Annotated in this window: 27 protein-coding genes; 14 read left to right on the top strand and 13 right to left on the bottom strand. The window is 71.2% G+C overall.

Going from position 1 to position 26,930, the window contains the following annotated elements:
• Positions 1-292: 292 nt before the first annotated feature.
• Entirely contained in the window at positions 293-1,405 is a 1,113-nt protein-coding gene (locus tag AB0B14_RS36235) for a glycerophosphodiester phosphodiesterase (protein ID WP_357526641.1), read from the bottom strand.
• Between the two features lie 141 nt (positions 1,406-1,546).
• Here AB0B14_RS36235 and AB0B14_RS36230 point away from each other — a divergent pair, with 141 nt between their 5' ends.
• Both AB0B14_RS36230 and AB0B14_RS36225 read left to right on the top strand, forming a co-directional pair.
• The gene (locus AB0B14_RS36230) at positions 1,547-2,881 is read left to right on the top strand and encodes a potassium transporter TrkG (RefSeq protein WP_357526639.1); all 1,335 of its coding nucleotides are present in this window, start codon (positions 1,547-1,549) and stop codon (positions 2,879-2,881) included.
• A 50-nt stretch (positions 2,882-2,931) separates the two neighbouring features.
• The gene (locus AB0B14_RS36225; protein ID WP_357068463.1) at positions 2,932-3,564 is read left to right on the top strand and encodes a TrkA family potassium uptake protein; all 633 of its coding nucleotides are present in this window, start codon (positions 2,932-2,934) and stop codon (positions 3,562-3,564) included.
• Positions 3,565-3,602: 38 nt separating this feature from the next.
• Here the strand turns inward: AB0B14_RS36225 and AB0B14_RS36220 are convergent, their stop codons facing one another.
• The 7 genes from AB0B14_RS36220 to AB0B14_RS36190 all read right to left on the bottom strand — a co-directional run bounded on the left by AB0B14_RS36220 (position 3,603) and on the right by AB0B14_RS36190 (position 12,362).
• Positions 3,603-5,255 carry a protein kinase gene (locus AB0B14_RS36220; protein ID WP_357526637.1) on the bottom strand — a complete coding sequence of 551 codons (1,653 nt, stop codon included), beginning with the start codon at positions 5,253-5,255 and terminating at the stop codon, positions 3,603-3,605.
• Between the two features lie 71 nt (positions 5,256-5,326).
• Positions 5,327-6,889, bottom strand: a complete 1,563-nt coding sequence (locus AB0B14_RS36215) for a fused MFS/spermidine synthase (RefSeq protein ID WP_357526635.1) — start codon at positions 6,887-6,889, stop codon at positions 5,327-5,329.
• A 36-nt stretch (positions 6,890-6,925) separates the two neighbouring features.
• Positions 6,926-7,942 (bottom strand): hypothetical protein, encoded by a 1,017-nt coding sequence (locus AB0B14_RS36210; RefSeq protein ID WP_357526633.1) that lies wholly within the window; start codon positions 7,940-7,942, stop codon positions 6,926-6,928.
• Positions 7,943-8,181: 239 nt separating this feature from the next.
• Positions 8,182-8,991, bottom strand: a complete 810-nt coding sequence (locus AB0B14_RS36205; protein ID WP_357526631.1) for an inositol monophosphatase — start codon at positions 8,989-8,991, stop codon at positions 8,182-8,184.
• A complete protein-coding gene (locus AB0B14_RS36200) occupies positions 8,984-9,436 on the bottom strand; it encodes a response regulator (RefSeq protein WP_357253935.1) in 453 nt (150 codons plus the stop codon). The genes AB0B14_RS36205 and AB0B14_RS36200 overlap by 8 nt, the downstream gene beginning before the upstream one ends.
• Entirely contained in the window at positions 9,433-11,166 is a 1,734-nt protein-coding gene (locus AB0B14_RS36195; protein WP_357526630.1) for an ATP-binding protein, read from the bottom strand. The genes AB0B14_RS36200 and AB0B14_RS36195 overlap by 4 nt, the downstream gene beginning before the upstream one ends.
• Entirely contained in the window at positions 11,163-12,362 is a 1,200-nt protein-coding gene (locus AB0B14_RS36190; protein WP_357526628.1) for a fused response regulator/phosphatase, read from the bottom strand. Before AB0B14_RS36190 ends, AB0B14_RS36195 begins: the two co-directional genes overlap by 4 nt.
• A gap of 372 nt (positions 12,363-12,734) precedes the next feature.
• Between AB0B14_RS36190 and AB0B14_RS36185 the strand changes: the two genes are divergently transcribed.
• Entirely contained in the window at positions 12,735-15,053 is a 2,319-nt protein-coding gene (locus tag AB0B14_RS36185; RefSeq protein WP_357526645.1) for a M28 family peptidase, read from the top strand.
• A 50-nt stretch (positions 15,054-15,103) separates the two neighbouring features.
• On the opposite strand, the gene AB0B14_RS36180 is transcribed toward AB0B14_RS36185, so the two are convergent.
• On the bottom strand, positions 15,104-15,718 hold the full coding sequence (locus tag AB0B14_RS36180) for a helix-turn-helix domain-containing protein (RefSeq protein WP_357526643.1): 615 nt from the start codon (positions 15,716-15,718) through the stop codon (positions 15,104-15,106).
• 66 nt (positions 15,719-15,784) lie between these two features.
• On the opposite strand from AB0B14_RS36180, the gene AB0B14_RS36175 reads away from it, so the two are divergent.
• The 3 genes from AB0B14_RS36175 (at position 15,785) to AB0B14_RS36165 (ending at position 17,765) form a co-directional block, all read left to right on the top strand.
• Positions 15,785-16,216, top strand: coding sequence for a VOC family protein (locus AB0B14_RS36175; RefSeq protein ID WP_357526626.1), 432 nt, complete (start codon positions 15,785-15,787; stop codon positions 16,214-16,216).
• Positions 16,213-17,208 (top strand): aldo/keto reductase, encoded by a 996-nt coding sequence (locus AB0B14_RS36170; RefSeq protein ID WP_357526624.1) that lies wholly within the window; start codon positions 16,213-16,215, stop codon positions 17,206-17,208. Before AB0B14_RS36175 ends, AB0B14_RS36170 begins: the two co-directional genes overlap by 4 nt.
• A gap of 65 nt (positions 17,209-17,273) precedes the next feature.
• Positions 17,274-17,765, top strand: a complete 492-nt coding sequence (locus tag AB0B14_RS36165) for a hypothetical protein (protein ID WP_357526622.1) — start codon at positions 17,274-17,276, stop codon at positions 17,763-17,765.
• 70 nt (positions 17,766-17,835) lie between these two features.
• Here the strand turns inward: AB0B14_RS36165 and AB0B14_RS36160 are convergent, their stop codons facing one another.
• On the bottom strand, positions 17,836-19,284 hold the full coding sequence (locus AB0B14_RS36160) for an ATP-binding protein (protein ID WP_357526621.1): 1,449 nt from the start codon (positions 19,282-19,284) through the stop codon (positions 17,836-17,838).
• 83 nt (positions 19,285-19,367) lie between these two features.
• On the opposite strand from AB0B14_RS36160, the gene AB0B14_RS36155 reads away from it, so the two are divergent.
• The 5 genes from AB0B14_RS36155 to AB0B14_RS36135 all read left to right on the top strand — a co-directional run bounded on the left by AB0B14_RS36155 (position 19,368) and on the right by AB0B14_RS36135 (position 22,021).
• Entirely contained in the window at positions 19,368-19,766 is a 399-nt protein-coding gene (locus AB0B14_RS36155; protein ID WP_357526619.1) for a hypothetical protein, read from the top strand.
• A gap of 340 nt (positions 19,767-20,106) precedes the next feature.
• On the top strand, positions 20,107-20,532 hold the full coding sequence (locus AB0B14_RS36150; RefSeq protein ID WP_357526617.1) for a MerR family transcriptional regulator: 426 nt from the start codon (positions 20,107-20,109) through the stop codon (positions 20,530-20,532).
• A gap of 96 nt (positions 20,533-20,628) precedes the next feature.
• Entirely contained in the window at positions 20,629-20,820 is a 192-nt protein-coding gene (locus AB0B14_RS36145; protein ID WP_357526615.1) for a hypothetical protein, read from the top strand.
• Positions 20,817-21,107 (top strand): hypothetical protein, encoded by a 291-nt coding sequence (locus AB0B14_RS36140; protein WP_357526614.1) that lies wholly within the window; start codon positions 20,817-20,819, stop codon positions 21,105-21,107. Before AB0B14_RS36145 ends, AB0B14_RS36140 begins: the two co-directional genes overlap by 4 nt.
• Positions 21,104-22,021 (top strand): TIGR03619 family F420-dependent LLM class oxidoreductase, encoded by a 918-nt coding sequence (locus AB0B14_RS36135; RefSeq protein ID WP_357526612.1) that lies wholly within the window; start codon positions 21,104-21,106, stop codon positions 22,019-22,021. Before AB0B14_RS36140 ends, AB0B14_RS36135 begins: the two co-directional genes overlap by 4 nt.
• A gap of 42 nt (positions 22,022-22,063) precedes the next feature.
• On the opposite strand, the gene AB0B14_RS36130 is transcribed toward AB0B14_RS36135, so the two are convergent.
• The 3 genes from AB0B14_RS36130 to AB0B14_RS36120 all read right to left on the bottom strand — a co-directional run bounded on the left by AB0B14_RS36130 (position 22,064) and on the right by AB0B14_RS36120 (position 23,680).
• Positions 22,064-22,318 carry a Smr/MutS family protein gene (locus tag AB0B14_RS36130; protein ID WP_007465523.1) on the bottom strand — a complete coding sequence of 85 codons (255 nt, stop codon included), beginning with the start codon at positions 22,316-22,318 and terminating at the stop codon, positions 22,064-22,066.
• Between the two features lie 123 nt (positions 22,319-22,441).
• Positions 22,442-22,810, bottom strand: a complete 369-nt coding sequence (locus AB0B14_RS36125; RefSeq protein WP_357068371.1) for a tetratricopeptide repeat protein — start codon at positions 22,808-22,810, stop codon at positions 22,442-22,444.
• Positions 22,811-22,909: 99 nt separating this feature from the next.
• Positions 22,910-23,680: an ROK family protein gene (locus AB0B14_RS36120; protein WP_357068369.1), complete on the bottom strand. Its 771-nt coding sequence runs from the start codon at positions 23,678-23,680 to the stop codon at positions 22,910-22,912.
• A gap of 62 nt (positions 23,681-23,742) precedes the next feature.
• Between AB0B14_RS36120 and AB0B14_RS36115 the strand changes: the two genes are divergently transcribed.
• The 3 genes from AB0B14_RS36115 to AB0B14_RS36105 all read left to right on the top strand — a co-directional run bounded on the left by AB0B14_RS36115 (position 23,743) and on the right by AB0B14_RS36105 (position 26,709).
• On the top strand, positions 23,743-25,380 hold the full coding sequence (locus AB0B14_RS36115) for an ABC-F family ATP-binding cassette domain-containing protein (protein WP_357068367.1): 1,638 nt from the start codon (positions 23,743-23,745) through the stop codon (positions 25,378-25,380).
• 38 nt (positions 25,381-25,418) lie between these two features.
• Positions 25,419-25,727, top strand: coding sequence for a hypothetical protein (locus AB0B14_RS36110; protein ID WP_357068365.1), 309 nt, complete (start codon positions 25,419-25,421; stop codon positions 25,725-25,727).
• Between the two features lie 256 nt (positions 25,728-25,983).
• Entirely contained in the window at positions 25,984-26,709 is a 726-nt protein-coding gene (locus AB0B14_RS36105; protein ID WP_357068363.1) for a methyltransferase domain-containing protein, read from the top strand.
• The last annotated feature ends 221 nt before the right edge of the window (positions 26,710-26,930 follow it).

Here is a 26,930-nt window from a genome sequence, read left to right as displayed (position 1 = left end):
TCCATGATCGCCAAGCCGGGGCCAACCCGCTCCCCGATCGGGCACTTCCTGTCCCGGGTTGACCCGCCGGCTACAGCCCTAACGCAACGGTGTTGGTTAGCGGCGGCGATTGCGATCTTGTCTTCGCCGCTACCGTGCGCGTCGACGCGACGTGGAGCGAAACAGCGCTGGCCCGTCGTCCGGGTGGCGGACGACGGGCCAGCGTCTGGGCCGGGCGGGTCGGCCCGGCGGTCGGCTCGGAGCGGGTCAGCTCCGGGCCGGGTCGGAGGGGTCAGTTGTCGGCGAGACCGAGTCAGCGGCCGGCGCGGGCGGCGACGGCGGTGTCCGGGTGGTCACTGAAGACGCCGTCGAGGCCCAGGCCGAGGAAGAGTTCGTACTCGGCGGTGATGTCGCCGCGCGCGTTCGGGTCGGTGCCGATCCGGAAGTCGACCGGGAGGAACTGGTTCTCGGCGCGGAACGTCCAGGAGTGCACGAGCAGGTGCTCCCGGTGCGCGTCGCGTACCACGTTGGTCGGGGTCAGCAGGGCACCGGCGGCGTCCCGGGGCACGATCAGGTTCTTGTTCGCCCCGATGCCGTCGGCGTACCCGGCGATCCACTTCAGCCCGGCCGGCGTGGCCAGGTCGTGGTAGCCGCGGGTGTCGCCGGTGGCGGTGAAGTCGTACGGGCGGCCGGTGGCGTCGAGCAGTTGGACCAGCTTGACCTCGGTCAGTCGGCTCAACCGGCGCAGGTTGGCCGTCTCGAACGACTGGATGAAGACCGGCGAGTTCTTCCGGTCCAGTTTGTTCTGCCGCAGCACCCGAAGCAGCGGCTCCTCCAACGGCAGGCCGATCGAGGCGAAGTAGCTCGGGTGCTTGGTCTCCGGGTAGATGCCGATGGTGCGGCCCCGTGTCCGCCCTTCGGTTCGGGCCAGGTCGATGACCTCCTGGAGGGTGGGCACCTCGAAGCGGCCGTCGAAGGCGGTGTTAGCCACCCGGACCTGCGGCAGCCGCTCCTTGGCCCGCAGCGTCTTCAGCTCGGCGAGGGTGAAGTCCTCGGTGAACCATCCGGTCACCGCGACGCCGTCGATGGTCTTCGTCGCCTTGCGGGTCGCGTACTCCGGGTGCGCGGACACGTCGGTGGTGCCGGAGATCTCGTTCTCGTGCCGGGCGACCAACACGCCGTCGCGGGTGGAGACCAGGTCCGGCTCGATGTAGTCGGCACCCATCCGGATCGCCAACCGGTACGCCTCCAACGTGTGCTCCGGCCGGTACCCGCTGGCCCCCCGGTGGCCGATCACAATCGGTCGGTCGTTGGCCCGGGAGCGGTCCGCGTCGGTCGCGGGGCCGGCTTCGGCCATGGTCGGCACGGCCACGGCGGCGGCGAGCAGCACGCCGGCCAGGCCGAGGGTCGGAAGGGTACGTCGCATCGCCGTCTCCTGTCGTGGGGGAAGCCGCTACAGCAGACCGCCCCGGATTGACCGGCAGTTGGTCGATGGCTGGCTGGGAGGTGAATCTCCGGGTATGCGCGTTCCGGTGCCAGGCGGCGAGCGGAAAAGGAAGATTGTCTGGTGCGCCGGTTCTTCCGCAATCCCGTGCGGCTGGTGCCGTTCGCGTTCCTGGTGCCGATCCTGCTCGGCACCGGGCTACTGATGGCGCGCTGGGCGACCGCCGATCACCAGCGCCCGCCCCTGGTCACGGCGCTCTTCACCGCCACCTCGGCCGTCTCGGTCACCGGCATGGCGATCACCGACACGCCGAACTACTGGTCCGGCTGGGGACTTGTGGTGATCACCCTGCTCACCCAGCTCGGTGGTCTCGGCATCCTCACCGTCGCGGCGCTCGTCATCCTGGTGGTGTCCAGTCAGCTCGGGCTGCGCAACCGGCTGCTCGTGCAGGCCGAGACCGCAGAGTTCGGCATCGGCGACGTGGGTCGGTTGTTGCGCCGGATCGCGGTGACCGTCTTCGCCTGCGAGGCGGTGATGACCGCGCTGATCTCCGGCCGGCTCTGGCTGGCCTACGACTACCCACCAGGGTGGGCCCTCTGGTCGGGTGTCTTCCACGCCGTGCAGGGCTTCAACAACGGCGGATTCGCGCTCTATTCGGACGGCCTCCTGGCCTTCAGTCGCGACCCGTGGGTCTCGCTGCCCCTGGCGGGCGGCGCGATCATCGGCGGGCTCGGGTTTCCCGCTCTGTTCGAGGCGGTCCGCGAGTGGCGCCAACCGGCGCACTGGGCGGTCGCGACCAAGCTGACCGTCTGGGGCACCGCCGTGCTGCTGGTGATCGGCTTCGTCTGCCTGCTCACCGCCGAGTGGACAAACGCGAACACGATCGGCCAGTACGACGTACCCGGCAAGATCCTCGCGTCGTTCACCCAGATCGCGTTGAGCCGCACGGGTGGCTTCAGCGTCCTGGACATCGCCGCCCTCCAGGAGGAGAGCTACCCCCTGCTGATCGTGCTGATGTTCATCGGTGGGGGCAGCGCCAGCACGGCGGGTGGCATCAAGGTCGCCACGTTCTTCCTGCTGGCGTTCACCATCTGGGCGGAGCTGCGCGGCGAGCCCGACGTGACGGTCGGGCACCGCCGGGTGGCCACCGCCAGCCAGCGGCAGGCGATCACCGTGGCGCTGGTCAGCGTCGCGCTGGTCACGGCCGGCACGATGACGTTGTTGCTGCTCACCGAGGGCGTCCGCTTCGTCGCGGCCCTGTTCGAGGTGACCTCCGCGTTCAGCACCACCGGTCTGACCATCGGTCTGGCCGCCGAGTTGCCGGCCGGCGGTCAACTGGTCCTGACCGTGCTGATGTTCATCGGTCGGGTCGGGACGCTCACCCTCGGGTCGGCGATCGCCCTGAACACGCGACGCCGGCTCTACCGCTATCCCCAGGAACAACCAGTTGTCGGTTAGCGCGAGGAGGGGCGAGTGTGGCGAGACGAGCGGACAGCGGCGGCATTGTGGTGATCGGGTTGGGTCGCTTCGGTTGCCACCTGGCCGGGTCGTTGACCCGGATGAATCGCGAGGTGTTGGCCATCGACCACAACCCGGCGCAGGTGCAGCGCTGGTCGGCGCAGCTCGACCGGGTCGTGCAGGCGGACTCGACCGAGGAGGGGGCGCTGCGGCAGCTCGGGATCACCGGTTTCGGCCAGGCGGTGGTGGCCATCGGGGCCTCGGTGGAGGCGAGTGTGCTCACCGTGCTGGCCCTGGTCGAGCTGGGCCTGCCACAGATCTGGGCCCGGGCCACCTCGCAGAAGCACGCCAAGATCCTGTCGTCGGTGGGCGCCCACCACGTGATCTTTCCGGAGGCGGAGACCGGGGACCGGGTCGCGCACCTGATCGTCAGCCGGTTGCTGAACTTCATCGAGTTCGACGACGACTTCGCCATCGCCACGGTCCGGGTGCCCGAGACCCTGGTTGGTCGTACCCTGCGCGAACTGCGACCGGAGGAGCACTACGGGATCCGGGTGGTCGGCGCCAAACTGCCGGGTGAACGCTTCCGCTACACCTCGGACGACACCGCGCTCCCCGAGGGTGGGGTGCTCATCGTGGAGGGTGGAATCGACCAGGTACAGCGGTTCGCCGGGCAGCGCTGACCGTCACCGCGGGTGGGGGCCGTGACCACGCCCACCGGTCAGTGCGGCGCTTTTCCCGGACCACCACCCGAGCCTGCGGCCTTCGCCTTCGCCGGGCCCTTGGGCGCCGTCGGCGGCTTGGCCTTCGGCGCACCGCCGCCGGTGCCGGCACGCACAGTCGTCTTCTTCGGCGGGGCCTTCGTCGCGGCCGGCTTGGGCGGCGGGGCCGTGGACGGCGTGCTGCCGGCGACCCCGGAGACACGCACCCCGCAGGTCACCTCGCCGAGCCGGAACTCCACCGGCAGCGGGTTGGTCCCGCTGTACGTCCCGGTGAGGGTGAGCTTCTCGGCCGCGCCGGGGGCCAGCGTGTTGCGTTGGGCCGCCGGCCGGATCACCACAGTGCTCCCCTGCTGGTGCACCGGTGCGGGTTCCGCCTTCGTCACCGTCTGCTGACCGGGGAAGCTGAAACTCATCGCCCAGTCCCGCAGCTCCCGGTCACCGGTGTTGGTCAGTGTCAGGTCGGCGGCGAAGTCGGTGCCGGAGTCCGTCCGCAGCGCGTACGCCACCTCGCAGGGCGCCGCGGTCGGCAGACCCATCCGGGCCTCGGTCGTCGGCCGGCCCTCGCCGTTGGCCGGGCTGCGCGAGGTGAACCCCCACATCACGCCGGTGACCGCGATCAGCCCGACGGCTGCCACTCCGGCCTCCACCCGCCGACGCCGGGTCATCCGCTGCCGGGCCAGCCGGTTCCGTTCCCGGGTACGCGGCAGCGGCATCGCGTCGGTCGCCGCCGACCAGGGCAGAATCGTGGTCCGCGCGCTGCTCAGCAGGGCCGGGTCCACGGGGCCGGTGGCCGGGGAGACCGGCACCGCCGCGAGCATGCCGGCCGCGTCGGAGAGGATCCGGGTCAGCTCGGCGGAGGCCGGTCGGTCGGTCGGCCGCTTCGCCAGGCAGCGCCCCACCAGCTCGGTCACCTCGTCGGGCAGGCCCACGACTGTGGGCATCGGCTCCGGGTCGGTGTACATGTGTGCGCGCAACATCTGGGTGGTCGTCGTGGCCTGCCACGGCAGCCGGCCGGTGAGCATCCGGTAGAGCAGCAGCCCGACGGCGTACACGTCGGTGGCCGGGGACACCTGGCCGTTGTCCAGCCGTTCCGGGGCGAGGTACGCGGGTGTGCCCAACAGCGCGCCGTCCGGCCCCTTCTCGCTCTCCCCCACGAGGGCGGAGATGCCGAAGTCGACGGCCTTGACCCCGGTGGAGGTGAGCATGACGTTGCCCGGGGTGACGTCGCGGTGCACCACGCCCCGGGCGTGCGCGGTGGTCAACGCCGAGCTGACCTCCGCGCCGATCGTCACCGCCTCCCGCCAGGGCAGTTGGCTCTCCCGGCCGAGGCGGCTGGCCAGCGAGGTGCCGTCGACCAGCTCCATCACCACGTACGGCACGGTCAGGCCGACCTGCTCGGACTCGCCGTAGTCGTACACGTTGGTGATGTTGGGGTGGCAGAGTCGTGCGGCGGCCTGCGCCTCGATCCGGATCCGGTGGCGGAAGGCCCGGTCGCTGGCCAGCCTGGAGGCCAACACCTTCACCGCGACCTGGCGGCCGAGCACCTCGTCGTAGCCGCGCCACACCACCGACATGCCACCCGCGCCGAGCTGCTCGATCAACCGGTACCGCTCATCGAGGAGCTGCGCGCTGTTTCGGTCCCCACCGCCCATGGTGACCGTTGTTGCCCAGGATCAAACAACCTACACCTGGAGTATCGGAATCGGTCAGGATTGTCACCCGTTCAGGCGGTGGCCAGCAGTTGGTCCACCGGGGCGTAGTCGTCGGTCAACACCAGCGCCCCGCCGACGAAGTTCGTCAGCTCGGTGCCGGAGAGCAGGCTGACCTTCGGGTCCACCTCGGCCAGCCGGGCCCGCACGGCTTCCAGTGGCAGCGGCGCGTCGGAGCCGACGATGAGGAAGTTGGAGCCCTGCTCCTCGGCGAGCGCCTCCGGCGGCGCGATCAACGCGACGTGCCGGAACTCGGTGGCCACCGTGGCCAGCTCGGCGCGGATGAACCGCAGCGGCGGGTAGTCGATGACGTTCTGCACGTACACGCCGCCGGGGCGGGTCACCCGCCGAACCTCGGCGGCCATCTCCCGGGTCGCCAGGTGCCAGGGCACCACCAGGTGACCGAACGCGTCACCGACCACCAGGTCACGGCTGTCCGTCGGCTCGCCGGCGACCAGCAGCCGGGCGTCGCCCACCACCGCCCGCAACTCCGGCCCGGTCCGTACGCCCAGCTCCTGCTCGCCCAGCTCGACCAGCCCGCCGTCGATCTCGAACACCACGTTGTCAGTGCCCGGCCGGGTGGCGGTCAGGTAGCGCGGCACGGTGAATCCGCCGCCGCCCAGGTGCAGCGCGTCCAGCCGCTGACCGGCCGGCGCGGCGACGTCCGCGACGGCGCCGATCCACTTCGTGTACGCGTACTCCAGGTGTTTCGGGTCGGCGAGGTCCACGTACGAGTGCTGGGCCGAGTTGAGCAGCAGCGTCCGCCCGGTGGGCCGGTTCGGGTCGGTGGTGACCCGGGCACAGTGGTACGCCGTCTCGATGTCGCACGGGTTCGGTGCCACGGTGGCGAGCCCCGCCCCGACCAGGCCGAGCACGGCCAGCGCGGCCCGGGTCCGGGCCGGACCGGGCAGCTCGGTGGGCTCCTGCCGGCGCAGATACCAGCCGAGGCCGATGCCGACCAGCCCGAGCGCGATCGCCAGGGTCAGCAGGATGACAGTGCTGCGCAGGGCGGCGACCAGCACGAAGCCGGTGAGCAGGGTGGCGGTGATGCCGCCCAGGGTGCCGATCCCGGAGAGTCGACCGACCACCTGGCCGGTGCGGCGCAGGTCGGCCAGTTGAAGCTTCACGACCAACGGGGTGACCGCGGCCAACAGCGCGGCCGGCACGAACACGGCTAGCGAGACCAGGAGCAGGATGCCGCTGGCCGCGCCACCACGCAGCACCTCTCCGGCGTACCGGACCACGGGCAGGGTGATGGCGGTGGCGATGCCGGCCAGAACCAGCGCCGGGGCCAGCAGACCGCGCGGGTTGCGCCGGTCGGCCAGCCAGCCGCCGGTCCACGCCCCGTAGGCGATCGCGGCCAGCGCGACGCCGATCACCGAGCTGGTCACCTGGAGGGTCACCCCGACGTACGGGCCGACCAGGCGCAGCGCGACGGTCTCCAACACCAGCACGGCACCGCTGGAGAAGAAGACCAGGAAGGCGGCCAGGCCGTTGGGCAGCGCCCGGCCGGTGACCGGCACGGACGGGGCCGCGGCGGCCGGCGGGGCCGCGACGTCGGGCGTTGGGGAACTCATCGTCGCGATGGTACGCAGCGAAGCTGGCGTTCAGGGTCAGTACAGCGATAGATGAACGTGGTTCGTGTGGGACGCGGCGGGACTGCCGCTGCCGCTGTACGACCGCCACCCGGTGCCGGGATGCCAGATCTGCCGGTACCAGATCACGTAGAGCACGCCCAGTCGTTCGGCGTTGCGCACGTGCCAGGCGGCCAGGCTGTCGCCGTACGCCTTGTCGCCGCCTGTCGCGTTGCGATCCTCGAAGCCGTTGGTGGCGGCGGCGAAGTCGCAGGCACGCCCCTTCGGGTGCTCGCCGCCGCCACCTTCACGCTTGCAGGAGACGTGCCGCTTGTAGCCGGCCGCCTGGGTCTGCTTGAGCGCGTTGAGGGTGCGCGGGGTGATGCAGCCGGAGGTGGTCGGGTCCTTCACCGAGCACGACTCCGATGGCCAGGACCCGTCGGAGTTGCGCGGCGCCGGCTTCGCCGAGGCGGAGCTGCCGCCGCTGAAACCGTTGCTGCTGCCCGAGCTGACCTCGGCGAGTGCCGCCTCAGCCTCCTTCTTCTTCTTCGCCATCACGGCGAGCTGCTTCTGCTGCTCGCGGACCTCCGCGTCGATGGCGACCTTGGCCTGTTGCGCCTGCTCCCGGGCTTCGACGAGATCACGCAGCCGCTTGCTGTCCCGCTGGGCCATCAGGTCGAGGTCGCTCGCCCGTTCCAGGAACGCCTGCGGCGTGGCGGTGTTGAGCAGCATCGACGCCGGGCCGAGCCGACCGATCCGGTAGGACTGTGCGGCGACCTCGCCGACCTGCTCGGTGAGCCCACCCATGCGGCCCTCGATCGCCGTCAACTCGCCGGTCAACGCCGTCTGGCGGCGCTTGGAGTTGTCGAGCTTCGCCTTGGCCTCGATGTGCCCCTTGGCGGTCAGCTCCAACGCGTCCTGCAGCTTCTTGCTGCCACCCTCGCCGGGCTCGGCGTACGCCGGCACGGCGGCACCGCCGAGCACCAGCGCGACGGCGGCGAGCAGGGCGAACAGAGCGCGGCGACCGAGCCGCGGGCTGAGCCTGGTCCTGGGCACGAAAGCGTCCTTCCGTCGACCGCCGGCCCCCGGTGAACAACTGCGCGGCGGCGTCCCCGCCGGCGCCGGTCGGCGGCCTGCTGGCGGAGACCGCCGGTCACGATACCGGACTGTGGGCCGCTGACCAGCCCCCTGACCGCCGGCATGCCCAGATGTCGACGGAGCGTCCCGGCACCGTCGCGCAGCGCGCGAATCAGCCGTCGCGCGGTGCGCGGATCAGCCGTCGCGCAGTGCGCGGATCACTCGCCGAGGAGGGCTTCGCGCACCTCGGCCCAGACTTCCTCGTTGGCGGCGACGAGCAGACCACGGCCGTCGTCGGCGGGGTGGTAGTCGACGCCGTCGAACCGGCGGGCGACGCCACCGGCCGCACGGACCAGCACGGTGCCCGGGGCATGGTCCCACGGCAGGGTGCGCCAGAAGAGGACGAACTGCTGCTCGCCGGTGAGGATGTCCAGATACTCCCGGCCGGCGCAGTGCTGGCCGGGCAGCAGCTCACCGAGCTGCCGGCCGCCGGCGCGGACCCGGTCACGGGTCTCCGGCGGCAGGAACTGGGTCATCGCCGCGCCACGCAGCTCGCCGAGTGGCGGCACCGAGATGGTGCCGTCCACCGGCTGGCCGTTGAGCAGGGTGCCGTCGTCCGCCCAGCCGGCCGCGAGGGTGTCGGCGAGTGGGTCGAGGATCCAGCCGGCGGTCGGCCGACCGTCGGTCAGCAGCGACACCATCAGCGCGAACGGTCGGCGACCGGCAGCGAAGTTGGCGGTGCCGTCGACCGGGTCGACCAGCCAGACGTCACCGGCGTCGCGCAGGTGCCGCAGCAACCCCGGATCGTCGGCGACGCCCTCCTCACCGACCACCGTCGAACCTGGCCGCAGCCGGCGCAACCCCGCCGACAGCAACTCCTCGGCCCGGCGGTCGGCGACGGTGACCACCTCACCGGGTGCCTTCTCCGACACGTCGGCGTCGTCGAGCTTGCGGAACAGTGGCACGACGACCTGGTCGGCGGCCTCCCGCAGCAGGTCGCCAACGTCGTCGAGCAGGGTGTCAGCCACGCGGCGGCAGCTTGACCACGCTGACGAAGAACTCGTCGATCTGGCGGACCACCGAGATGAAGCGCTCGAAGTCCACCGGCTTGGTCACGTAGGCGTTGGCGTGCAGCTGGTAGCTGCGCAGGATGTCCTCGTCGGCCTGCGAGGTGGTGAGCACCACCACCGGGATCCGACGCAGGTTCGGATCGTTCTTGATCTCTTCCAGCACCTCCCGGCCGTCGCGCCGGGGCAGGTTGAGGTCGAGCAGGATCAGGTCCGGTGCGACCGCGTCCGCGTACTGGCCCTCCCGCCGCAGGTAGGCGAGCGCCTCGGCGCCGTCGGAGACGACGGTCAGCCGGTTCCGCAGCTTGTGCTCCTCGAACGCCTCCTGGGTCATCAGCACGTCACCCGGGTCGTCCTCGACAAGCAGGACCTCGATCGGGCTCTTGCCATCCGCCGGCGCGGTCATCCCACCGTCTCCCTCATGTCACCCGTTCTACCGCCTTCCGGCGACCCGTCGGCCCGGTCCGGGCGGTCCGACCCCCCGGACTGCTCCGTCGGCGCTGCCGGAGCCTCGTTCGAGGGCGTGGCGTCGCCCGCCGTCAGGGCCGACTGCTGCTCCGACGAGTCGGCGGCGGCAGCCGCCTCCAGGTCCCCGGGAAGCGCCGGCAGCGTGAACCGGATCGCGGTGCCCTCCGGCACGGAGGTGTCCACCCAGACCCGACCACCGTGATATTCGACGATCTTCTTGACGATGGCCAACCCGATGCCCGTGCCCGGGTACGCGTCCTTCGAGTGCAGCCGCTGGAAGATCACGAAGATCTTGTCGGCGAACTCCGGCTCGATCCCGATGCCGTTGTCCCGGCAGCTGATCTCCCACTCGGAGCCCACCAGCCGAGCCGAGACGTGCACCGCTGGCGCGACGTCCGCGCGGCGGAACTTGATCGCGTTGCTGACCAGGTTGGCCAGCAGGTTGGTGAGCAGTGGTTCCTCACCCGAGATCACCGGCAGGTCGGTCCAGGTCAGCTCGGCGTCGGCGTACTGCCGGGCAGCCTCGGTCTGGCCGGCCACGTCGCCCATCACCTTGTTGAGGTCGACCTCGACGAAGCCGGTGGTGAGCCGACCGATCCGGGAGAACGCGAGCAGGTCGTTGATCAGGCGCTGCATCCGCTGCGCGCCGTCCACCGCGAAGGCGATGTACTGGTCGGCCCGCTCGTCGAGCTGCCCGGCGTAGCGGCGCTGGAGCAACTGGCAGAAGCTGGCCACCTTGCGCAGCGGCTCCTGCAGGTCGTGCGAGGCCACGTACGCGAACTGCTCCAGGTCGCGGTTGGACCGGGTCAGCTCCTCGGCCTGCTTCTGTAGCTGGCTGTTGACCCACTCGATCCGCTCGCGGGCGGCCCGCACCTCGGCCAGGTCGGCGGCGATCTTCTGGCGCATCGCGTCCACGTCGTCGCCGAGCTGGATGAACTCCGGCGGGCCGGTGGTGGCGATGCGGTGCTGGTAGTCACCCTCGGCGACCTCGCGAACCTGCGTGGCCAGGCCGGTCAGTGGCCGGACCACCATCCGGTCCAGTGAGAGCAGCAGCACCGCGCCGGCCACGACCACCACCAGGGCGGCCACGATCAGCAGGACGACAAGCACGTTGCTGCTGGTGCGTACGTTGTCGGCGGTCTGCTCCCGGGCGGCCAGGACCTCCTCCTGGAGGTCGTTCACCGCCGTGCGCACCTCGTCGAACTGCTGCCGGGCACGCTCGGTGACGAGTGCCTGGCCCGCGCTGGTGCCGCTGCGCTCGGTGGTGGTGATCACCGGCTCGGCCACCGATTGCCGCCACTGCGCGGTGCGCTCCTCGACTATCCGCAGCTCCTGGCTGATCTGTGGATAGTCGTCGAGCAGCGCCCGCATCGAGACGACGACGCTCTTCTCCTGGGCGAGCCCCTCCCGATAGGGGTTCAGGTCGTCCTGGTCACCGCTGACCGCGTACCCACGGATCGCCGTCTCCTGGTCGAGCAGCGCGTTGAGCAGCTCCTGCGACTGCACCCGCAGCGGGCCGGTCTCGTTGAGCACGGCATCGATCTGGGTGCGGTTGCGGGCGGCCATGGTCGCCTCCGCGGCGGCCAGGGCGATCAGCAGCAGCCCCACGACGGTGAGCAGCGTGATGACCCGACGGCGCAGACTCCAGCCGCCAATCACCGGCTTCACCGGCCACCACCCCGGCTCACCAGCAGCATGGCCACGTCGTCGGCGAGCGGGCCGCCGTTGATCTGCTCGGCTCGGCCGACCAGCCAGGCCGGCAGGGCGGGCAGCGACACCTCACGGTTGGCCGGCTCGTCCAGCAGCCCGCTCAGGCCCGGCACGTCGAGTCGCTCGTTACCGGCGCCCACCCTCCCCTCGATGAGCCCGTCGGTGTACATCAGCAGGGACCAGTCATCGGTGTCGAACTCCAGGTCGTAGGCGATCGGCCGGCGGGGTCGTACGCCCAGCAGCAGGCCGCCGGGCGCGGGCACCGGGGCGACCCGGCCGCCGGAGAGCAGCAGCGGCGGCGGGTGCCCGGCGAGTCGGACTGTTGCGCGGTTGGCGTCCAGGTCCAGCCTGGTCGTGGCCACCGTCGCGAAGATCTCCTGCAGGCGGCGCTCACTCATCAGCACCTGCTCCAGCGCGGGCAGCACCTCGTCGTCCGGCACACCGGCGAGCACCAGGGCCCGCCAGGCCACCCGCAGCTCGACGCCGAGCGCGGCCTCGTCCACCCCGTGCCCACAGACGTCGCCGACGATCAGGTCGAGACGGTCCGGACGGGTCTGCACCACGTCGTAGAAGTCCCCGCCGATCAGCGCGGCGTGCCGGCCCGGCCGGTAGAAGGTGTGCACCGCCACCTGGTCGGTCGTCATCAGCGGCTGGGGCAGCAGGCCACGTTCGAGTCGGGCCGACTCGGCCTGGCGCAGCTCGACCTCGCGCAGCCGGCGGGCGTTTTCGTCGGCGCGCTTGCGCTCCACGGCGTAGCGCAGCGCCCGGGTCAGCAGCACACCGTCGACCTGACCCTTGACTAGGTAGTCCTGTGCGCCCTCGGCGACCGCCACGACGCCCAGGTGCTCGTCCGAGCGGCCGGTGAGCACGCAGACCGCGGCACCGCTGGACATCTCCAGCACCTGGCGCAGCCCGTCCAGCCCCTGTGCGTCGGGCAGGCCCAGGTCGAGCAGGACGCAGTCGACGTCGTTGATCCGCTCGCGAGCCGCGCGAAGGCTGGTGGCGACCAACAGGTCGATCATCGAGTTGGTCTCGGCGAGGAGCTCTCCGACCAGGAAGGCGTCGCCCTCGTCGTCCTCCACCAGCAGCACCCGCAACCGCTCGCCGGGCGGCAGGTCGGCGTGCCGCGCCAGGCCACCGTGCGGGTACGGCACAACTGGGGACCCGGTCGAGCCGGACCCCCGGTGCGGCCGGGTCACCGCCGCGAGACGCGGGAGTTCGCTGGTGATGTCGGGCTCCTTCCGAGTGCCCTGCTGATCCTGTATTAGACAACGGTCGCACACAACACGATGCCCACGGCACGGGCGGGGATGGGGCGCATCACTGCCCGCCCGGGGAGAGGCAGCCGATCGGCCGTCCCGCCCCGGGCCCCCGAAAGGCAGGATGGTGCCACCCCAGGCCCCACCACCCCCCGAGGAGTTTCCGTGGGCGCACCCCCCACCCCGGCCACGACCCGCACGCCGGCCCGCGCGACTCCGGGCGTACCCCCTGCGGACCGCGCGCTGACCCGGCCGCACCGGCGACTCGTGGCCGCCGCGGCGGCGCTCGTGGCGCTGGCCGCCGTCGGCGCCGGCAGCCTGCTCGACCTGCGCACGCCGACGCCGAAGCCGGCGGACGCCCCGGTGGGCGAGTTCAGCGCCGGCCGGGCGTACGAGCACGTCCAGGTGATCGCCGCCCGGCCGCACGTCGCCGGCAGCTCGGCCAACGACCAGGTCCGCGCGCACCTCGAACAGCAGCTGCGCGGGTTGGGCCTGGAGACCGAAGTGCAGGACACCGTGGCTCCGGAGGCCGGTCAACTCAGCGGGGCGGCGGGCGGGGCGACAGTGGCCCGGGTCCGCAACGTGGTGGCCCGGCTGCCCGGCACCGACTCGACCGGCCGGGTCTTCCTGGTCGCCCACTACGACTCGGTGCAGACCGGGCCGGGCGGCAACGACGACGCGGCCGGCACCTCGACCATCCTGGAGGTGGCCCGCGCGCTGACCACCGGCCCGCGGCCCCGCAACGACATCGTCTTCGTGTTGACCGACGCCGAGGAGGCGTGCCTCTGCGGGGCGTCCGCGTTCGCCGCCAGCCACCCGCTGGCCGCCGACGGCGGGGTGGTGCTCAACCTGGAGGCGCGGGGCTCCACCGGGCCGGTGATCATGTTCGAGACGTCCCGGAACAACGCGAAACTCGTTGACATCTTCGGCCGGGCCGCCCCGCACCCGGTCGGCACCTCGTTCGCGGTGGAGATCTACCGGGCGCTGCCCAACGACACCGACTTCACCGCGTTCCTGGACCAGAAGTTCGTCGGGCTGAACTCGGCGTACATCGACGGCGGCGCGATCTACCACACCCCGCTGGACACACCGGCGGCCATGGACCGGGGCAGCCTCCAACAGCACGGGGACAACGCGCTGGGCCTGGCCCGGGAGTTCGGCCGGACCGACCTGGCCGACCTGCGCTCCGGGCACGACGCGACGTACTTCCCGGTCCCCGGTGGGCTGGTCCGCTACCCGGGCTGGCTCATCCTGCCGCTGGCCCTGCTCGCGGTGGCGGCGGTGGCCGCGCTGGGCTGGCTGACCCGCCGCAGCGGCCGGGCCAGCACCGGCCGGCTGGCCGCCGGTTTCGCGCTGGCCCTGGTGCCGATCATCGCCGCGCCGGCCGCCGCCCAACTGCTCTGGCTGGCGATCACCACGATCCGACCGGGGTACGCGGAACTACTCGACCCGTACCGGCCGATCTGGTATCGGTTGGCCGTCCTGGCGCTCGCCGCCGCCATCGTGTTCGCCTGGTACGCGCTGCTGCGCCGCCGGATCGGCCCGGCCGCGCTGGCCGTGGGCGGGCTGGCCTGGCTGGCCCTGCTCGGGGTGCTGCTCGCCGTGGCGGTGCCCGGCGGGGCGTACCTCACCACCCTGCCGGCGCTGGCCGGCGCCCTCGGTGGGCTGGTCGCGCTGCGGACCCGGCAGACCGGGCCGTGGCCGGTGGTGGCGGTGACCGCCGCCGCGGCGGTCGGCGTGGTCATCCTGCTGCCCACGGTGGTGCTGCTCTTCCCCGCGCTGGGGATGGCGATGGGCGGAGTGGCCGCGCTCGTCGCGGTGCTGCTCGGCCTGACCGCCCTGCCGGTGGTCGACCTGCTGCACCCGCAGGCCGGCGGCCAGCGCGGCCTGCGGGCGTTGCGGGCCCGCCGGCTCGGCCTGCTGCCGGCCGTGGCCGCCGCCGTGGCGGCGGTGGTGCTCGCCGGGGTCGGGCTGGGCGTCGACCGGTTCGACGCCGCCCATCCCACGCCCACCCACCTGATGTACGCGATGGACGCCGGCACCGGCCAGGCCCGTTGGCTCAGCCACGAGAGTGACCCGCAGTCGTGGACGGACGGCTACGTGGACGGAATGGCCGACGTCGGCGACGACTTCCCCGGGCTCGGCGGCGGTGAGCTGCGGGCCGGCCCGGCACAGCCGGCCAGCCTGCCGGCGCCGAAGCTGGAGGTGCTGGCCGACACCACCTCCGGCGGCGAACGCACGCTGCGGCTGCGACTCACCCCGCAGCGGACCGTCCGGCTCGCCACCCTGCACGTCGACACCTCGACGGCCACCGTGCTGCGGGCCGAGGTGGCCGGGCGGCCGGTGCCGGTGGAGCCCCGCGCGGGCAGGTGGGGCTTCGGGCTGGTGTTCCACGCCCCGCCCACCGACGGCATCGAGGTCACGTTGACCCTGCGGCCGATCGCCGGGCAGGTGGCGTTGCGGGCCATGGACGCCAGCGACGGGCTGGATGCGCTGCCCGGTTTCCGCCCCCGACCGCCGGGTGTCGGCGTGGTCGGGTCGCACAGCTCCGAGATGCTGGCGGTCGCCCGCACCTACCCTTTCTGACCGGTTATCCGGTGGTCCGGCGGAGACTGCTTCCCCGCCGGACCACCGCACTAGCCGTAGAGGGCTGACACCCACAGGTGGGTCATCGTGTCGACCAACAGTCTCCGGTCGTCGAACGGCGGCACGCCGCACGCGGCCAGGTAGTAGAGCCGCTCGCCGGACCACGTCAGCGATGCGGCGAGCGCATCGACGTCGACGCCGTCGAGCCGGGCCGCGACGGCGGGCACGGCCTGGCGCTCGGCCTCGATCCGGGTGACCGCGGCGTCGGTGAACGTCGCCATCTGGGCCAGCCACAGCTCGCGTAGCTGCGGGTCGGACGCCCAACTCTCCACGATGGCGCGCAACACCGCCGCGTTGGACAGCCACAGGTCGGCGCCCGCGTCGATGCCAGCCCGCAGAGCGTCGCGAGGGCTGGCACTCCCCCGCACCCACGGCTGCGCGGCCTCGTGGCCGGCGCCGACCGCACGGCGCACCAGCTCGGCCAGCGCCGCCTGCTTGCCGGCGAAGTAGAAGTAGAAGCTCGCCCTTGAAACCCCTGCCGCGGCAATGATCTCGGCAACGCTGAGCGTGTCGAAGGTGCGCTCACGCAGCAGCTCGCGCAGGGCGTCGAGGATGCGCTCGCGCAGCTCGACATCGCCGCGCGCGGGTTCGTCACGTCGGGCCATCACGGCTCGCAGCCTACCGTACGCATCATCTGGACGCCCCGACCAGACAGCATGTATGGTCAGTGCATGACACAGATCGCCGTCCATATCGTGGTGAACGATCCCGACAACGCGGCCGCCTGGTACGCGGAGGTGCTCGGCGCGCAGGAGACCAGCCGCGTTCCGCTGCCGGACGGCCGGCCGCTCACTGTGGAGCTGCGAGTCGGTGACACAGTGCTCGCCGTGGCGGGCGAATGGCGGGACCGCGGTCTCCGTACGCCGGCGACCCCGGGCGGCAGCCCGGCCGCCTTCCACCTGCCGGTCCCCGACGTCGACGCCGCCTACGACCGTGCGATCGCCGCCGGAGCCACCGCGTTCGAGCCGCCGCACGACGCGTTCTGGGGCGACCGCACCGCACAGTTCCTCGACCCGTCTGGGCACCGCTGGGCGATCAACCGGCACCTGCGTGACGTCCCCGCCGACGAGATGGCCGCGCACGTGGCGGCGATGTTCGCATGAGGCACACGACCTTCGGGCGTACCGGCCTGCGAGTGTCCGAGCTGGTGCTCGGCGCCATGACGTTCGGTGAACAGGGTGGGGTCGGCGCGCCGATCGAGGAGTGCCGGCGCATCCTCGACGCGTACGCCGAGGCCGGCGGAAACGTCGTCGACACCGCCATCAACTACCGCGGCGGTGCCAGCGAGGAAATCCTCGGCGAGCTGCTGGCCGGCCGGCGCGATCGGTTCGTCGTGGCCACGAAGTACACGGTGACCCGTGACCCGGCCGACCCCAACGGCGGCGGCAACCACCGCAAGAATCTCCGGCTGTCGCTGGAGACCAGCCTGCGCCGGCTGCGCACCGACCACATCGACGTCTACTGGGTGCACATGTGGGACCGGCACACGCCGATCGAGGAGACCATGCGGGCGCTCGACGACGCCGTCACCGCCGGAAAGGTGCTCTACATCGGCGTGTCGGACACACCGGCCTGGATCGTCTCCCGGGCGAACACGCTGGCCGAGTGGCGCGGCTGGACTCCGTTCGCCGGGCTCCAGGTCCCGTACAGCCTGATCAACCGCGACGCCGAGCGGGAGCTGCTGCCGATGGCCGAGGCGTGCGGCCTCACGGTGACGGCCTGGAGCCCGCTCGGCGGTGGTGTGCTGTCCGGAAAGTACGGCGCCGCGTCATCGACCGGGAAGACGCGCCTCAACCGGGACGCGATCAGCGACCGGGACCTCGGCGTGGCCCGGGCCGTGCAGGAGGTAGCTGGCGAGCTGGGCGTCACCCCCGCTCAGGTCGCCCTCGCCTGGACCCGGCGCCGCGAGGGGGTGCTGCCGATCATGGGGGCGCGGACCCTCGACCAACTCCAGGACAACCTGGGCTGCACGCCTGTCACGCTGCCGCCAGAGCTGGTTACGCGGCTGGAGTCGGCTACCGACTTCGACCTCGGTTTCCCGGCCGACTTCATCGCCCAGACCACACCCTGGGTGTTCGGCGCCGGCGCACTCTGACCCTCGGCGGCACACCCGGCCGTACGCCTTGTGCGGCTGAGCATCACCCCTGCGAAGATCGGGCCATGCTGCGATCCGTCGAGATAACGGCCACCCTGACCTTCGGCGGATCGTCCTTCCACAACCTGCACTGGAAGAGCGACGTCGAACTCAGCCTGGACTGCTTCATCTGCCAGCGGACCGGCCGCACCACCGGCCTGAAGCACGGCGCGGAACACGGCACCTGCTCCGGTGACAGCAAGACCGGCCGGCACCCGGCGGCTGCACGGATCTCCGCCTTCGACCACACCTCCGAACGGGAACGGACGGTCCTGCGTGCAGTGGTGGATTATTGGTGGGCGCCATTCCACGACGCCAAACGAGACCGGCCCTCGCTCGCGCTGACCGGCGACCCCTGGGTCCGGCTGCACCTGGGCTATCTCTGCCCGGACCCGGTCCAGGCGGGCACCTTCTCCACGCAGACCAACCTGGTCCGCCCGCAGACCCACACCTGCGCGCACTGCGCGGCGCCCATCGCACACAGCCACGACGCACCTCGCATCCAACTCCTCACCTAGGGCGCCGGTTTCGGCCCCCCAGGCTCTGCGGTGACGTCGTGGCGGCCGGTCCCGTTCGGTTGGGGCGGCATCAGACCGACCACGCCCGCACGATGTCGTCGGGCCCCCAGACAAGGTCCACAGCCCCAGCCGGAAGGTTGACCCCAGAGCGGCTGACGACGACCAGCCCGCTGGTCCCGGGCTGAAAACCCGGAATCATCGGGGCGTGGTGGCGCAGGTCGTCGAGATGGTGCCGGTCGAAGGGGCCGTCCTGCCACTTGATCGAGCCAGCGAAGGCGATGTGGGAGGCGATCGGGGCGCGGTCGGCTCCGACAAGGTCGATCTCCGGGTTGGACTGCCGGTTCCACCAGCCGCCGACCTCCCACGTGTCGTTCCAGGGCAGATCGCCAGCGCCAGCGGAGATGGCCAGCGCGTCGCGGATGATCGGCTCGACGGCGTTGCCCCGCCAGGCGGACCACCGACTGTTAAGGGTGGCGCGAGCGGCAGCTGTTCGATCACGCAGAACCAGTTGCTGCACATCGCGCAGAATGGCCAGGTACAGGCGCAGGTTGCTGTCGGCGATTCGATACTGGGCCAGTTTGCTGGGCTTTGTGGAGAGCGGCTTGTCGACAGCCAGGATCTGTTTTTCCTCGACCAGCCGGTGCAGCAGCGGCGACAGGGTGCCGGAGCTGACCGGGCCACCCCGGTCCCCGGCGGCTGCGGCGATGTTGCTGAACGTGCGGCTGCCTGTCCCGCCGACCGCTTCCAAGATGCGCCGGGCAGTGTCCGGGGCGGGAAACTCCGACGCCAGGGACTGTTCAGGGACGGTGAACAAGGCTGACGTCTTGTTGGCAATTTCCTGACTCAGGAAATCGGCGGGTGGCGTTCCCGGCAGCCATTCCAGGGCGATACCGGGCAGCCCACCGGTGATCAGGTACGCATCGATCGCGTCCGCGCCGCCCAACCCGGTCACGGCTGCGGTTTCGGCAGGATTGAACGGGCCGAGGACCATGTTCGTGGCCCTTCCGTAGAACGGCCTGTCGTACTCGGTGAATCGCTGCATCATGTGCAGATCACTGCCGAGCAGCAGCAGGAGCACCGGCTTGCTGGAGATGAGCCGGTCCCAGGCGACCTGAAGGTGCCCGTCGAACGTCGCGTCCTGCTCGGAGATCCAGGGCAGTTCGTCGAGGACGACCACACTCGGCGTATCGGGCAGGACACCCGCCAAGATCCGCAGCATGTCTCCCCAGCCACCGGCCGGCGGCTGGGACGGCAGAAGATCACGACCGCCAGCGGTGAGCAGCGACGAGTCGCGCAGGGCACCGAGAAAATAGCCGACCGCTTCGATGCTCGACGCGCCCTTGACCGCGGTGTAGAAGCAGTACGGCAGGTCGACCCGGTCGCACAACTCCTGTACCAGCCGCGACTTGCCCACCTGCCGCCGTCCACGGATGGCGACAGAGCGACCCTCGCCGGTGCGCTTCACCTGATCAAGCTGCCGGCCGAGCAGGTCAAGTTCCGCACGACGCCCGACGAACATCGGCGCTCCCGAAGCTAGATTGAATCTTACTTCGAAGCAGTCTACCTAGATTCGGAGTCGCCCCGAGGCGCTAACTTCCTGCGGTGAGCTACGACATGGTCGTTCAGCGGTTCGAGCAGGGCGATGCCGCCCCAATGCCGGGTGCTGCCTTCCTGGCCGTCTTCGCGCCCAGGGCCGACCATCGGGAGCCGCAGTACAGCTACTGGCACATCAGCGCCGACGACGGCAGCACCGCGGACGTCTACGCCAAACTTGCCGACGACACGCTCCGGAGTCTGATGATCAGCCGGTTCTCTGGCGGCACCGTTCTCGACATGCTCGTCACATTCGTCGGACTCGCCGATGCCGTTGTGCTGCCACCTGGCTGCCCCGCCCTGCTCGCACACGAAAATCAGCGGTGCCACCTGCCCGAGGACCTTCGCGCCGACGCCGTGGTCGTTCAGGCGGGCGCGGACGTGGAGCGCATCCTTCGGAGCTGCTAGGCGATGTGTAGAGCACATGGTCGGCCACGGGACATGCTGCCCTCGCGTCCCACCACGTCCTTTACAAGATCCGTTACGTCGTGGGTCGACCGGTGCCGGGGCAGGTGCTCCGGCTACCCATCGCCTGATGGGCGGGGGCGGGGCTTGCCGGGGGCAACGCCGACACGGCCAGCCTCACCCTCGCCGCCACCGCCGTGCGCTCCGGCGACCTGGAACGCGCGGTCGACCGGAGTGGTGTCTCCGGCGGGGCTTCCCACGATCGTGAAAACCGGCGCAATGATTGACCTTGACGTCAGTGTCAATGTTCTAGCATCGCCATGGGCATGAGGGGGTGATCGAAATGCGTATCGGAGAGCTGGCCGACAGTTGCGGCGTCAGCACCAGGTCCGTGCGGTACTACGAGCAACAGGGCCTGATTGCTCCACGTCGTGCCTCCAACGGATATCGGGAGTACGACGAATTGGCGGTGGTCAGAGTCCGAAACATTCGTGAGCTGCTTGAATCCGGCCTGACCGTCGAGGACATCCGGCTCTCGATCGAGATGGGCTGCCTCGACCAGCCATTGAGCACTCTGCCCAGGTGTCCCGACGCCATCAGGATCGCCGCCGACCGGCTCGGAGCCCTCGACCGGCGGATCGCCACGTTGCAGGACCTGCGCAGGCGGCTCGCCAGGCAGATCCTGGAGACCGAAACGGCGATGGCCTGCGACGGGACCCTCGCGGCCGACGAGCGGGTTCTCGCCAGCGCCACCCCCGACAGCCACTGAATTCCTGTACGACGGGCGGACCGGCGAACCGGACCGCCCGCTCGACGCTGCCCGGAACGCCCTGTCAGGAGCTTGTCTTGACCATCGAACACGACGTTGAGACCGAGAACGATGCGGGCCTGTCGTCCCGGCCACTGGCTGGCTCTGACGGTCCTCGCCGGAGCGCTCGCACTCGACATCGGCAGCACGAACGTCCTCAACGCCGCGTTGCCGGGCATGCAGGGGCTGGGAGCGGCTCTGTCCGGCCCCGCCGCCATCGCACTGCTGTCCGGGTGGCAGGCGCCGTGAACGTCACCGCCCAGCAGGTCGGCGCCAGCGTCGGTGTGGCGGCCCTGGTCGTCGTCGCGGCGACGACCACGGTCAACGCCGACGGGCAGGCCGGTGTCCTGCATGGCTACCACGTCGCCTACGTGGTGGCGGCGGTCGCCTGTGTGCTCGGTGCCGTGCTGGTGAGCCTGGTCCCGTCCTGGGAGCGGGGCGCCTCGGCCGATGCCGAGTCCCCGCGGTCTGACCGGGCGGTGGACCGCGGTACCGCTGCTTCCTATGTCGCCATCATCGTCAGGAGACGGGTATGAGATTCGGACTCTCCCTCGAGCCGCAGGCGTGGCCGCGTGCCGGGGGTGACGCCATGCTCCGGGCAGCGCGTGATGCCGAGCGGATCGGTCTGGACTATGTCCTCATGTCCAACCACGTGCTGGAGAACCCGCACGGAGCTGGCCACGATCCGGTGGTCCTTCTGGCGGCGATCGCCGGCGCGACGACCCACATCGGTATCGCGACGAGTGTGCTGGTCCTGCCCTTCTACCGGCCCGTGGTGCTGGCCAACCAGCTCGCGACGCTGGACGTCATGTCGGCGGGTCGCCTGGTGGTCGCCGTCGGCACCGGATGGAATCCGCAGGAGTTCGACGCACTCGGGGTGCCGATCCGGCTCCGGGGCCAGCGGACCGACGAGTGTCTCGAAATCATGAAGGCCCTCTGGTCCGGCACCACCGGGGACCTGGATGACAGGTTCGCCGGCCTCCGCGAAGCGATCATCGGCGTCCCACCGCACCGACCCGGCGGGCCGCCGATCTGGGTGGGCGGACACAGCGACGCGGCGATCCGGCGTGCGCTGCGGTTCGGCGACGGCTGGCACGGCTCCGGCATCAACCACGAGGACGCACGCTTCTTCCGACGCCGGATCGAGGAGCTTGCCGACGGTACGGGACGCGATCCGGCGACGATCGAGATCAGCACGGTCGGGTTCCTGGTACCGCAGGGAATTCCGGCGGTCCGGCCAGTGCCGGGCCGGCTGCTCGGCGGCACCGACGCCACCACCGAAGCGATAGTCGAGGACCTGCGCCAGCTCGCCGACGCGGGTGTGACGATGTGCTCGTTGTGGATGCCCATTGACGGCCGCCTGGTGGGCGAGGCGTTGGAGTGGCTGGCCAGCGAGGTTCTTCCCCATGTGGAGCCGACGAGCTGGTCCGGTCCACGCCACCGCGTATGAAAGGCCCACACCCGCGTCGCAGCTGAGGGACGTCTCGCGCTCCTACTTCCAGCGGAAGTGCACGAATAGTCGGCCGAAGTTCTTGGAGTCCTTTTCCACGCGGTGGTAGAGCTGCTTGACGTCCTTCTGGTCGAGGAACCGCAGCACCCGCTTCTTGAGCTGGCCCGACCCCTTGCCGGGGATGATCTCGACGAGGGTGGCCTTCTTCGCCACCGCCTCGTCCATGATCCCGCGCAACGCGCGGTCGATGTCCTGCCCCTTGTTGAAGATCTCGTGCAGGTCCAGCTTGAGCTTCATGCCGCGGCCCCCGCCCGGTCAGGTCCCATGCCCGCCATCCTAGGCACGCCCGGCGGCCCGCCCGCCGGACGACGAAGGGGCGGTCCCGCAGGACCGCCCCTTCGCACCGTCACCGGTCCACGCTCAGCGTGTGCCGCCCACCCGGGTTTCCACCCGCTCCAGCGCGATCCGGTAGTCGTCGTTCGTCGCGTACATCGCGGCAGCGATCCGCAGGTGCCGCAGCGCGTCGGTGTGTCGGTTCAGCCGCTCCAGCGTCCGACCGAGCACGTGGTGCGCGTAGTGGTCGCTCGGATCCCGGTCGACCAACTCGCGCAGGTGCTCCTCGGCCCGGTTGAGCTGGGCCGACTGGAAGTACGCCCGGGCCAGCAACTGCCGGACCGCCGCGTTGCCGGGTTCGGCGGCGACGATCGGCTCCAGCAGTCGGGCCGCCCCGCTCGGGTCACCGGTTTCGAAGAACATGGTCGCCCGCCGGTAGTCCGCCAGAAGATCCATCTGCCCACCTCCTCGGGTCGCACCGTCACCTGTTCCGACGCTGGCACAACACCGGCCGTTTGGCGACTGTTCCCGGGGTCGAGATCCGGCGAGATCAGGTCAGGTGCGGGCGTCCCGGCGCCCGGCGAAAAGCTCCCAGGCACGGACACCGCCGACAATCCCGGCCGTGTTCGGCACCACCACCACGTCGTCGCCCATCCGGGCCAACTGCTCGGGCCGGATCAGCCGGGAGTTGCCCCCGCCCAGATAGAGCCGGTCCCAGCGGAACACCGGGCGGAGCCCGTCCACCACCTGCCGGATCCGCCGGGACCAGAACGCGTCGCCGAGCCGCCGCCGTTCCGGCTCACCCACGTACGTGTCGTAGGTGGTGCCCCAGCGCACCGGCGCGTGCGACAGCTCCAGGTGCGGCGCGAGCACCCCACCGTCGTAGAGCGCGCTGCCCAGCCCCGTCCCCAGGGTCAGCACCAGCTCGCAGCCGGTGCCGGCGACCACCCCGGCACCGTGCACCTCGGCGTCGTTGAGTACCAGTGCCGGCACCCCGAACGCGTCGGCCAGCGCGCCACGCGCGTCCCAGCCGGACCACTCGGCGAGCAGATCCGGGTCCACCCGGCTGCGCGGGCCGCTGCGGGTCACGTAGTGCGGTGTGGCCACCACCACCCCGTGCCGGATCATCCCCGGTACGCCGACGGTCAGCCGGTCCGCCGTCGGCAGACGCCCGCCCAGATCCAGCAGGGTCCGCACGAAGAGCGCAGGCGGCAACGGGTACGGGGTCGGCACCCGCAACGGTCGGGCCCGCATCGTCCCCGCCTCGTCGAGCACGGACGCCTTGATGCCCCCGCCGCCACAGTCGATCGCCAGTGTGGTCACCACGCCGTTGAGTCTGCCCGCTGCCGTCGGCTCGTATGCCAGCAGCCGGATAGGCTGCCGTCCTGATGAGCGCCACGATGATCGTCAAGGACCTGGCCGCCGGGCACGGCGACCGCCCACTCTTCTCCGGGCTGGACCTGGTGGTCGCCCCCGGTGACGTGATCGGCCTGGTCGGGCCGAACGGCGCCGGCAAGTCGACGCTGCTGCGTACCCTCGCCGGGTTGTTGCCGGTCGAGGCCGGCAGCGTGCGACTCAGCCCGCCCACCGCGAGCGTCGGGCACCTGCCGCAGGAGCCGGAACGGCGACCGGGCGAGACCGTGCGGGACTTCCTGGCGCGGCGGACCGGGGTGACCGCCGCGCAGGCGGCGTTGGACGCGGCGACCGAGGCGCTGACCGCCGGGGCGGTGGGCGCCGACGACGCGTACGCCGACGCGCTGGAGCGCTGGCTCGCCCTCGGTGGCGCGGACCTGGACGAACGCGCCGAGCAAGTGAGCGCGGACCTGGGGCTCGCGGTCGACCTGGACCACCCGACGACCGGGTTGTCCGGCGGTCAGGCGGCCCGTGCCGGGCTGGCCTCGCTGCTGCTCAGCCGGTACGACGTGTTCCTGCTCGACGAGCCGACGAACGACCTGGACCTGGCCGGTCTGGAGCGGTTGGAGGAGTTCGTGACCGGGCTGCGGGCCGGCACGGTGCTGGTCAGCCACGACCGGGAGTTCCTCCTGCGCACGGTGACCCGGGTGGTGGAGCTGGACCTGCCCCAGCAGCAGGTGCACCACTACGGCGGCGGCTACGCGGCCTATCTGGAGGAGCGCGAGGTGGCGCGCCGGCACGCCCGCGCGGACTTCGAGGAGTACGCCGACACCAAGGCCGGGCTGGAGGCACGCGCCCGCACCCAGCGCGGGTGGATGGAGAAGGGCGTGAAGAACGCCCGCCGCAAGGCCACCGACAACGACAAGATCGGCCGCAAGTTCCGCAGCGAGGCGAGCGAGAAGCAGGCCGCCAAGGCCAAGCAGACCGAACGGCTGATCGAACGGCTCGACGTGGTCGAGGAGCCCCGCAAGGAGTGGGAGCTGCGAATGGAGATCGCCGCCGCGCCCCGCGCCGGCGCCGTCGTGGCCACGCTGCGCTCCGCGGTGGTACGCCGAGGCGGGTTCACCCTCGGCCCGGTCGACCTCCAGATCGACTGGGCGGACCGGGTCGCGGTGACCGGGGCGAACGGCTCGGGCAAGTCCACCCTGCTGGCCGCGCTGCTCGGGCGGCTCCCGCTGGACGCCGGCACCGCCTCGCTCGGGCCCGGGGTGGTGGTCGGCGAGGTGGACCAGGCCCGAGGGCTGTTCCTCGGCGACGCGCCGCTGATCGACGCGTTCCACGCGGCCGTACCCCACATGTCGCCGGCGGACGCGCGGACCCTGCTGGCCAAGTTCGGGTTGCGTGCGGCGCACGTGCCGCGCCCGGCCGCCACCCTGTCCCCCGGTGAGCGGACCCGGGCGGCGCTGGCACTGCTCCAGGGGCGCGGGGTCAACCTGCTGGTGCTCGACGAGCCCACCAACCACCTGGACCTGCCCGCCATCGAGCAGCTCGAATCGGCGCTGGCCAGCTACCCCGGAACGCTGCTGCTCGTCACCCACGACCGACGGATGCTGGCCGCCATCGAGACCAACCGGCGACTGCGGGTCGACGGCGGGCGGATTGCCGAAGATTGATCCGTGCCAGCGGGGCGGCCCGGGGTGAGAATGACCCCATGCTCAAGTGGGAGTACGCCCTGCTGGTCCGCCGCCGCCAGGCCGCGACCAACGACCTCGGCTGGGAGGTCGTCTTCGTCTGGTACGGCCCGGACGGCTCGATGGTCGACGTGACACCGTACGGCGACACCTCGCTGGCCCACCTGAACCGGGCTGGTGACCAGGGCTGGGAGTTGGTCGCGATGAGCGAGGACCCGTCCCTGCCCGGCCACCACGAGTTGCACCGCTATCACCTGAAGCGGCCGAAGGCCGCCGCACCGCAACCCCGCCAGCGGATGCGCGGCAGCCGCCGTACCCTCTCGGGCTGACCCGACCGCCCGGGGCCCGGCGCGGCCCGGGGCCCGGCGCGGCCCGTCGGTCGCGGTTCGGCTCGTGACGGCGGTGTCTCCTGCGAGCGTGATGCCCCTGAGTCATCTTGATGCCTGTGTGGCATCAAGACGATTGCCCTCCTGCCCCGCATCCTGCGACACGCCCAAGGGCCGCCGCGCCGGAGCAGGCGACGACGCGGACGAGCGGGGCATACCGGGCGCGATTGCGGGTAACGCGCGGCGGGAGGTGGCCCGAATGGTCGCTTTGGCACAGACTCCGCCCTCGGCCGACCGGCTGCGGGCGATCGACGAATCCCTCACCCAGGCATGGGCGGACCAGGCTCGACACGATGACCGGCTGCGGGGCTTGGCGGTCGAGGTGCGGTTCGACCGGGGGGTGGCCCATCTCAGCGGAGACGTGGCCGAGCCGGCCGAGCTGCGGTTGGTGCGTGACCTGGTGGGCCGGCTGGCCGGCGTCTACGGCGTCTGGTGCCGGGTCGGCATCGGCGGGCGGGCACCGGTGGTCGTGGACCTCGGCTGTGGTCCGACCAAGCAGTGGTCGAGCAACCTGGGGCTGGACATCTATCCGGCGCCCGGGGTGGACGCGGTCGCGGATCTTTCCGGTTCGCTGCCGCTGGCCGACAACTCGGTGGACGTCCTCTTCGCGGTGCACATCCTGGAACACCTGATCGACTTCCTGCCGCTGGTGGACGAGTGCCACCGCGTACTCCGTCCGGGTGGTGTGCTGCACGTAATGAGCCCCTGGTGGGGGCACGTGAACGCGGTGGCCGACCCGACGCACGTCCGGTTGATGGACGTGCAGACGTTCAAGGGAATCTGCCAGCTCCGGCCGCCGGGCGCCCCACGGTGGTACCCACTGCACGCGGGCTGCGACGGCGCCTCGATCTTCGCCGACCTGACCCCCCTCCCCGAAACCGCCGACCCAGCCCCCCACTCCCACCTAGCCCGCTTCTTCGACTAACCCCCCACCCCACCCCCTCCCACCCCCTCCCACCCACCCCACCCCCACCCCGCGTTGATCATGGAGTTATAGCGGCGACACACCGTCATCCATGGCAATAACTCCATGATCAACGAGGAGGTCGGGGGAGGGGCCGGGGGGCCGGGGGGCGGGTCGATCGCGCTGAACACGGTCACCGTGTCGTCATCGGACGGTGGTGCCGTGACTACCTCGTTGCTGGA

It is taken from the genome of Micromonospora sp. NPDC049171 (assembly GCF_040648275.1).
Classification (GTDB): domain Bacteria; phylum Actinomycetota; class Actinomycetes; order Mycobacteriales; family Micromonosporaceae; genus Micromonospora.
The sequence above is the reverse complement of the archived record's forward strand: the minus strand, read 5'-3'. Positions and strand labels throughout refer to the sequence as shown.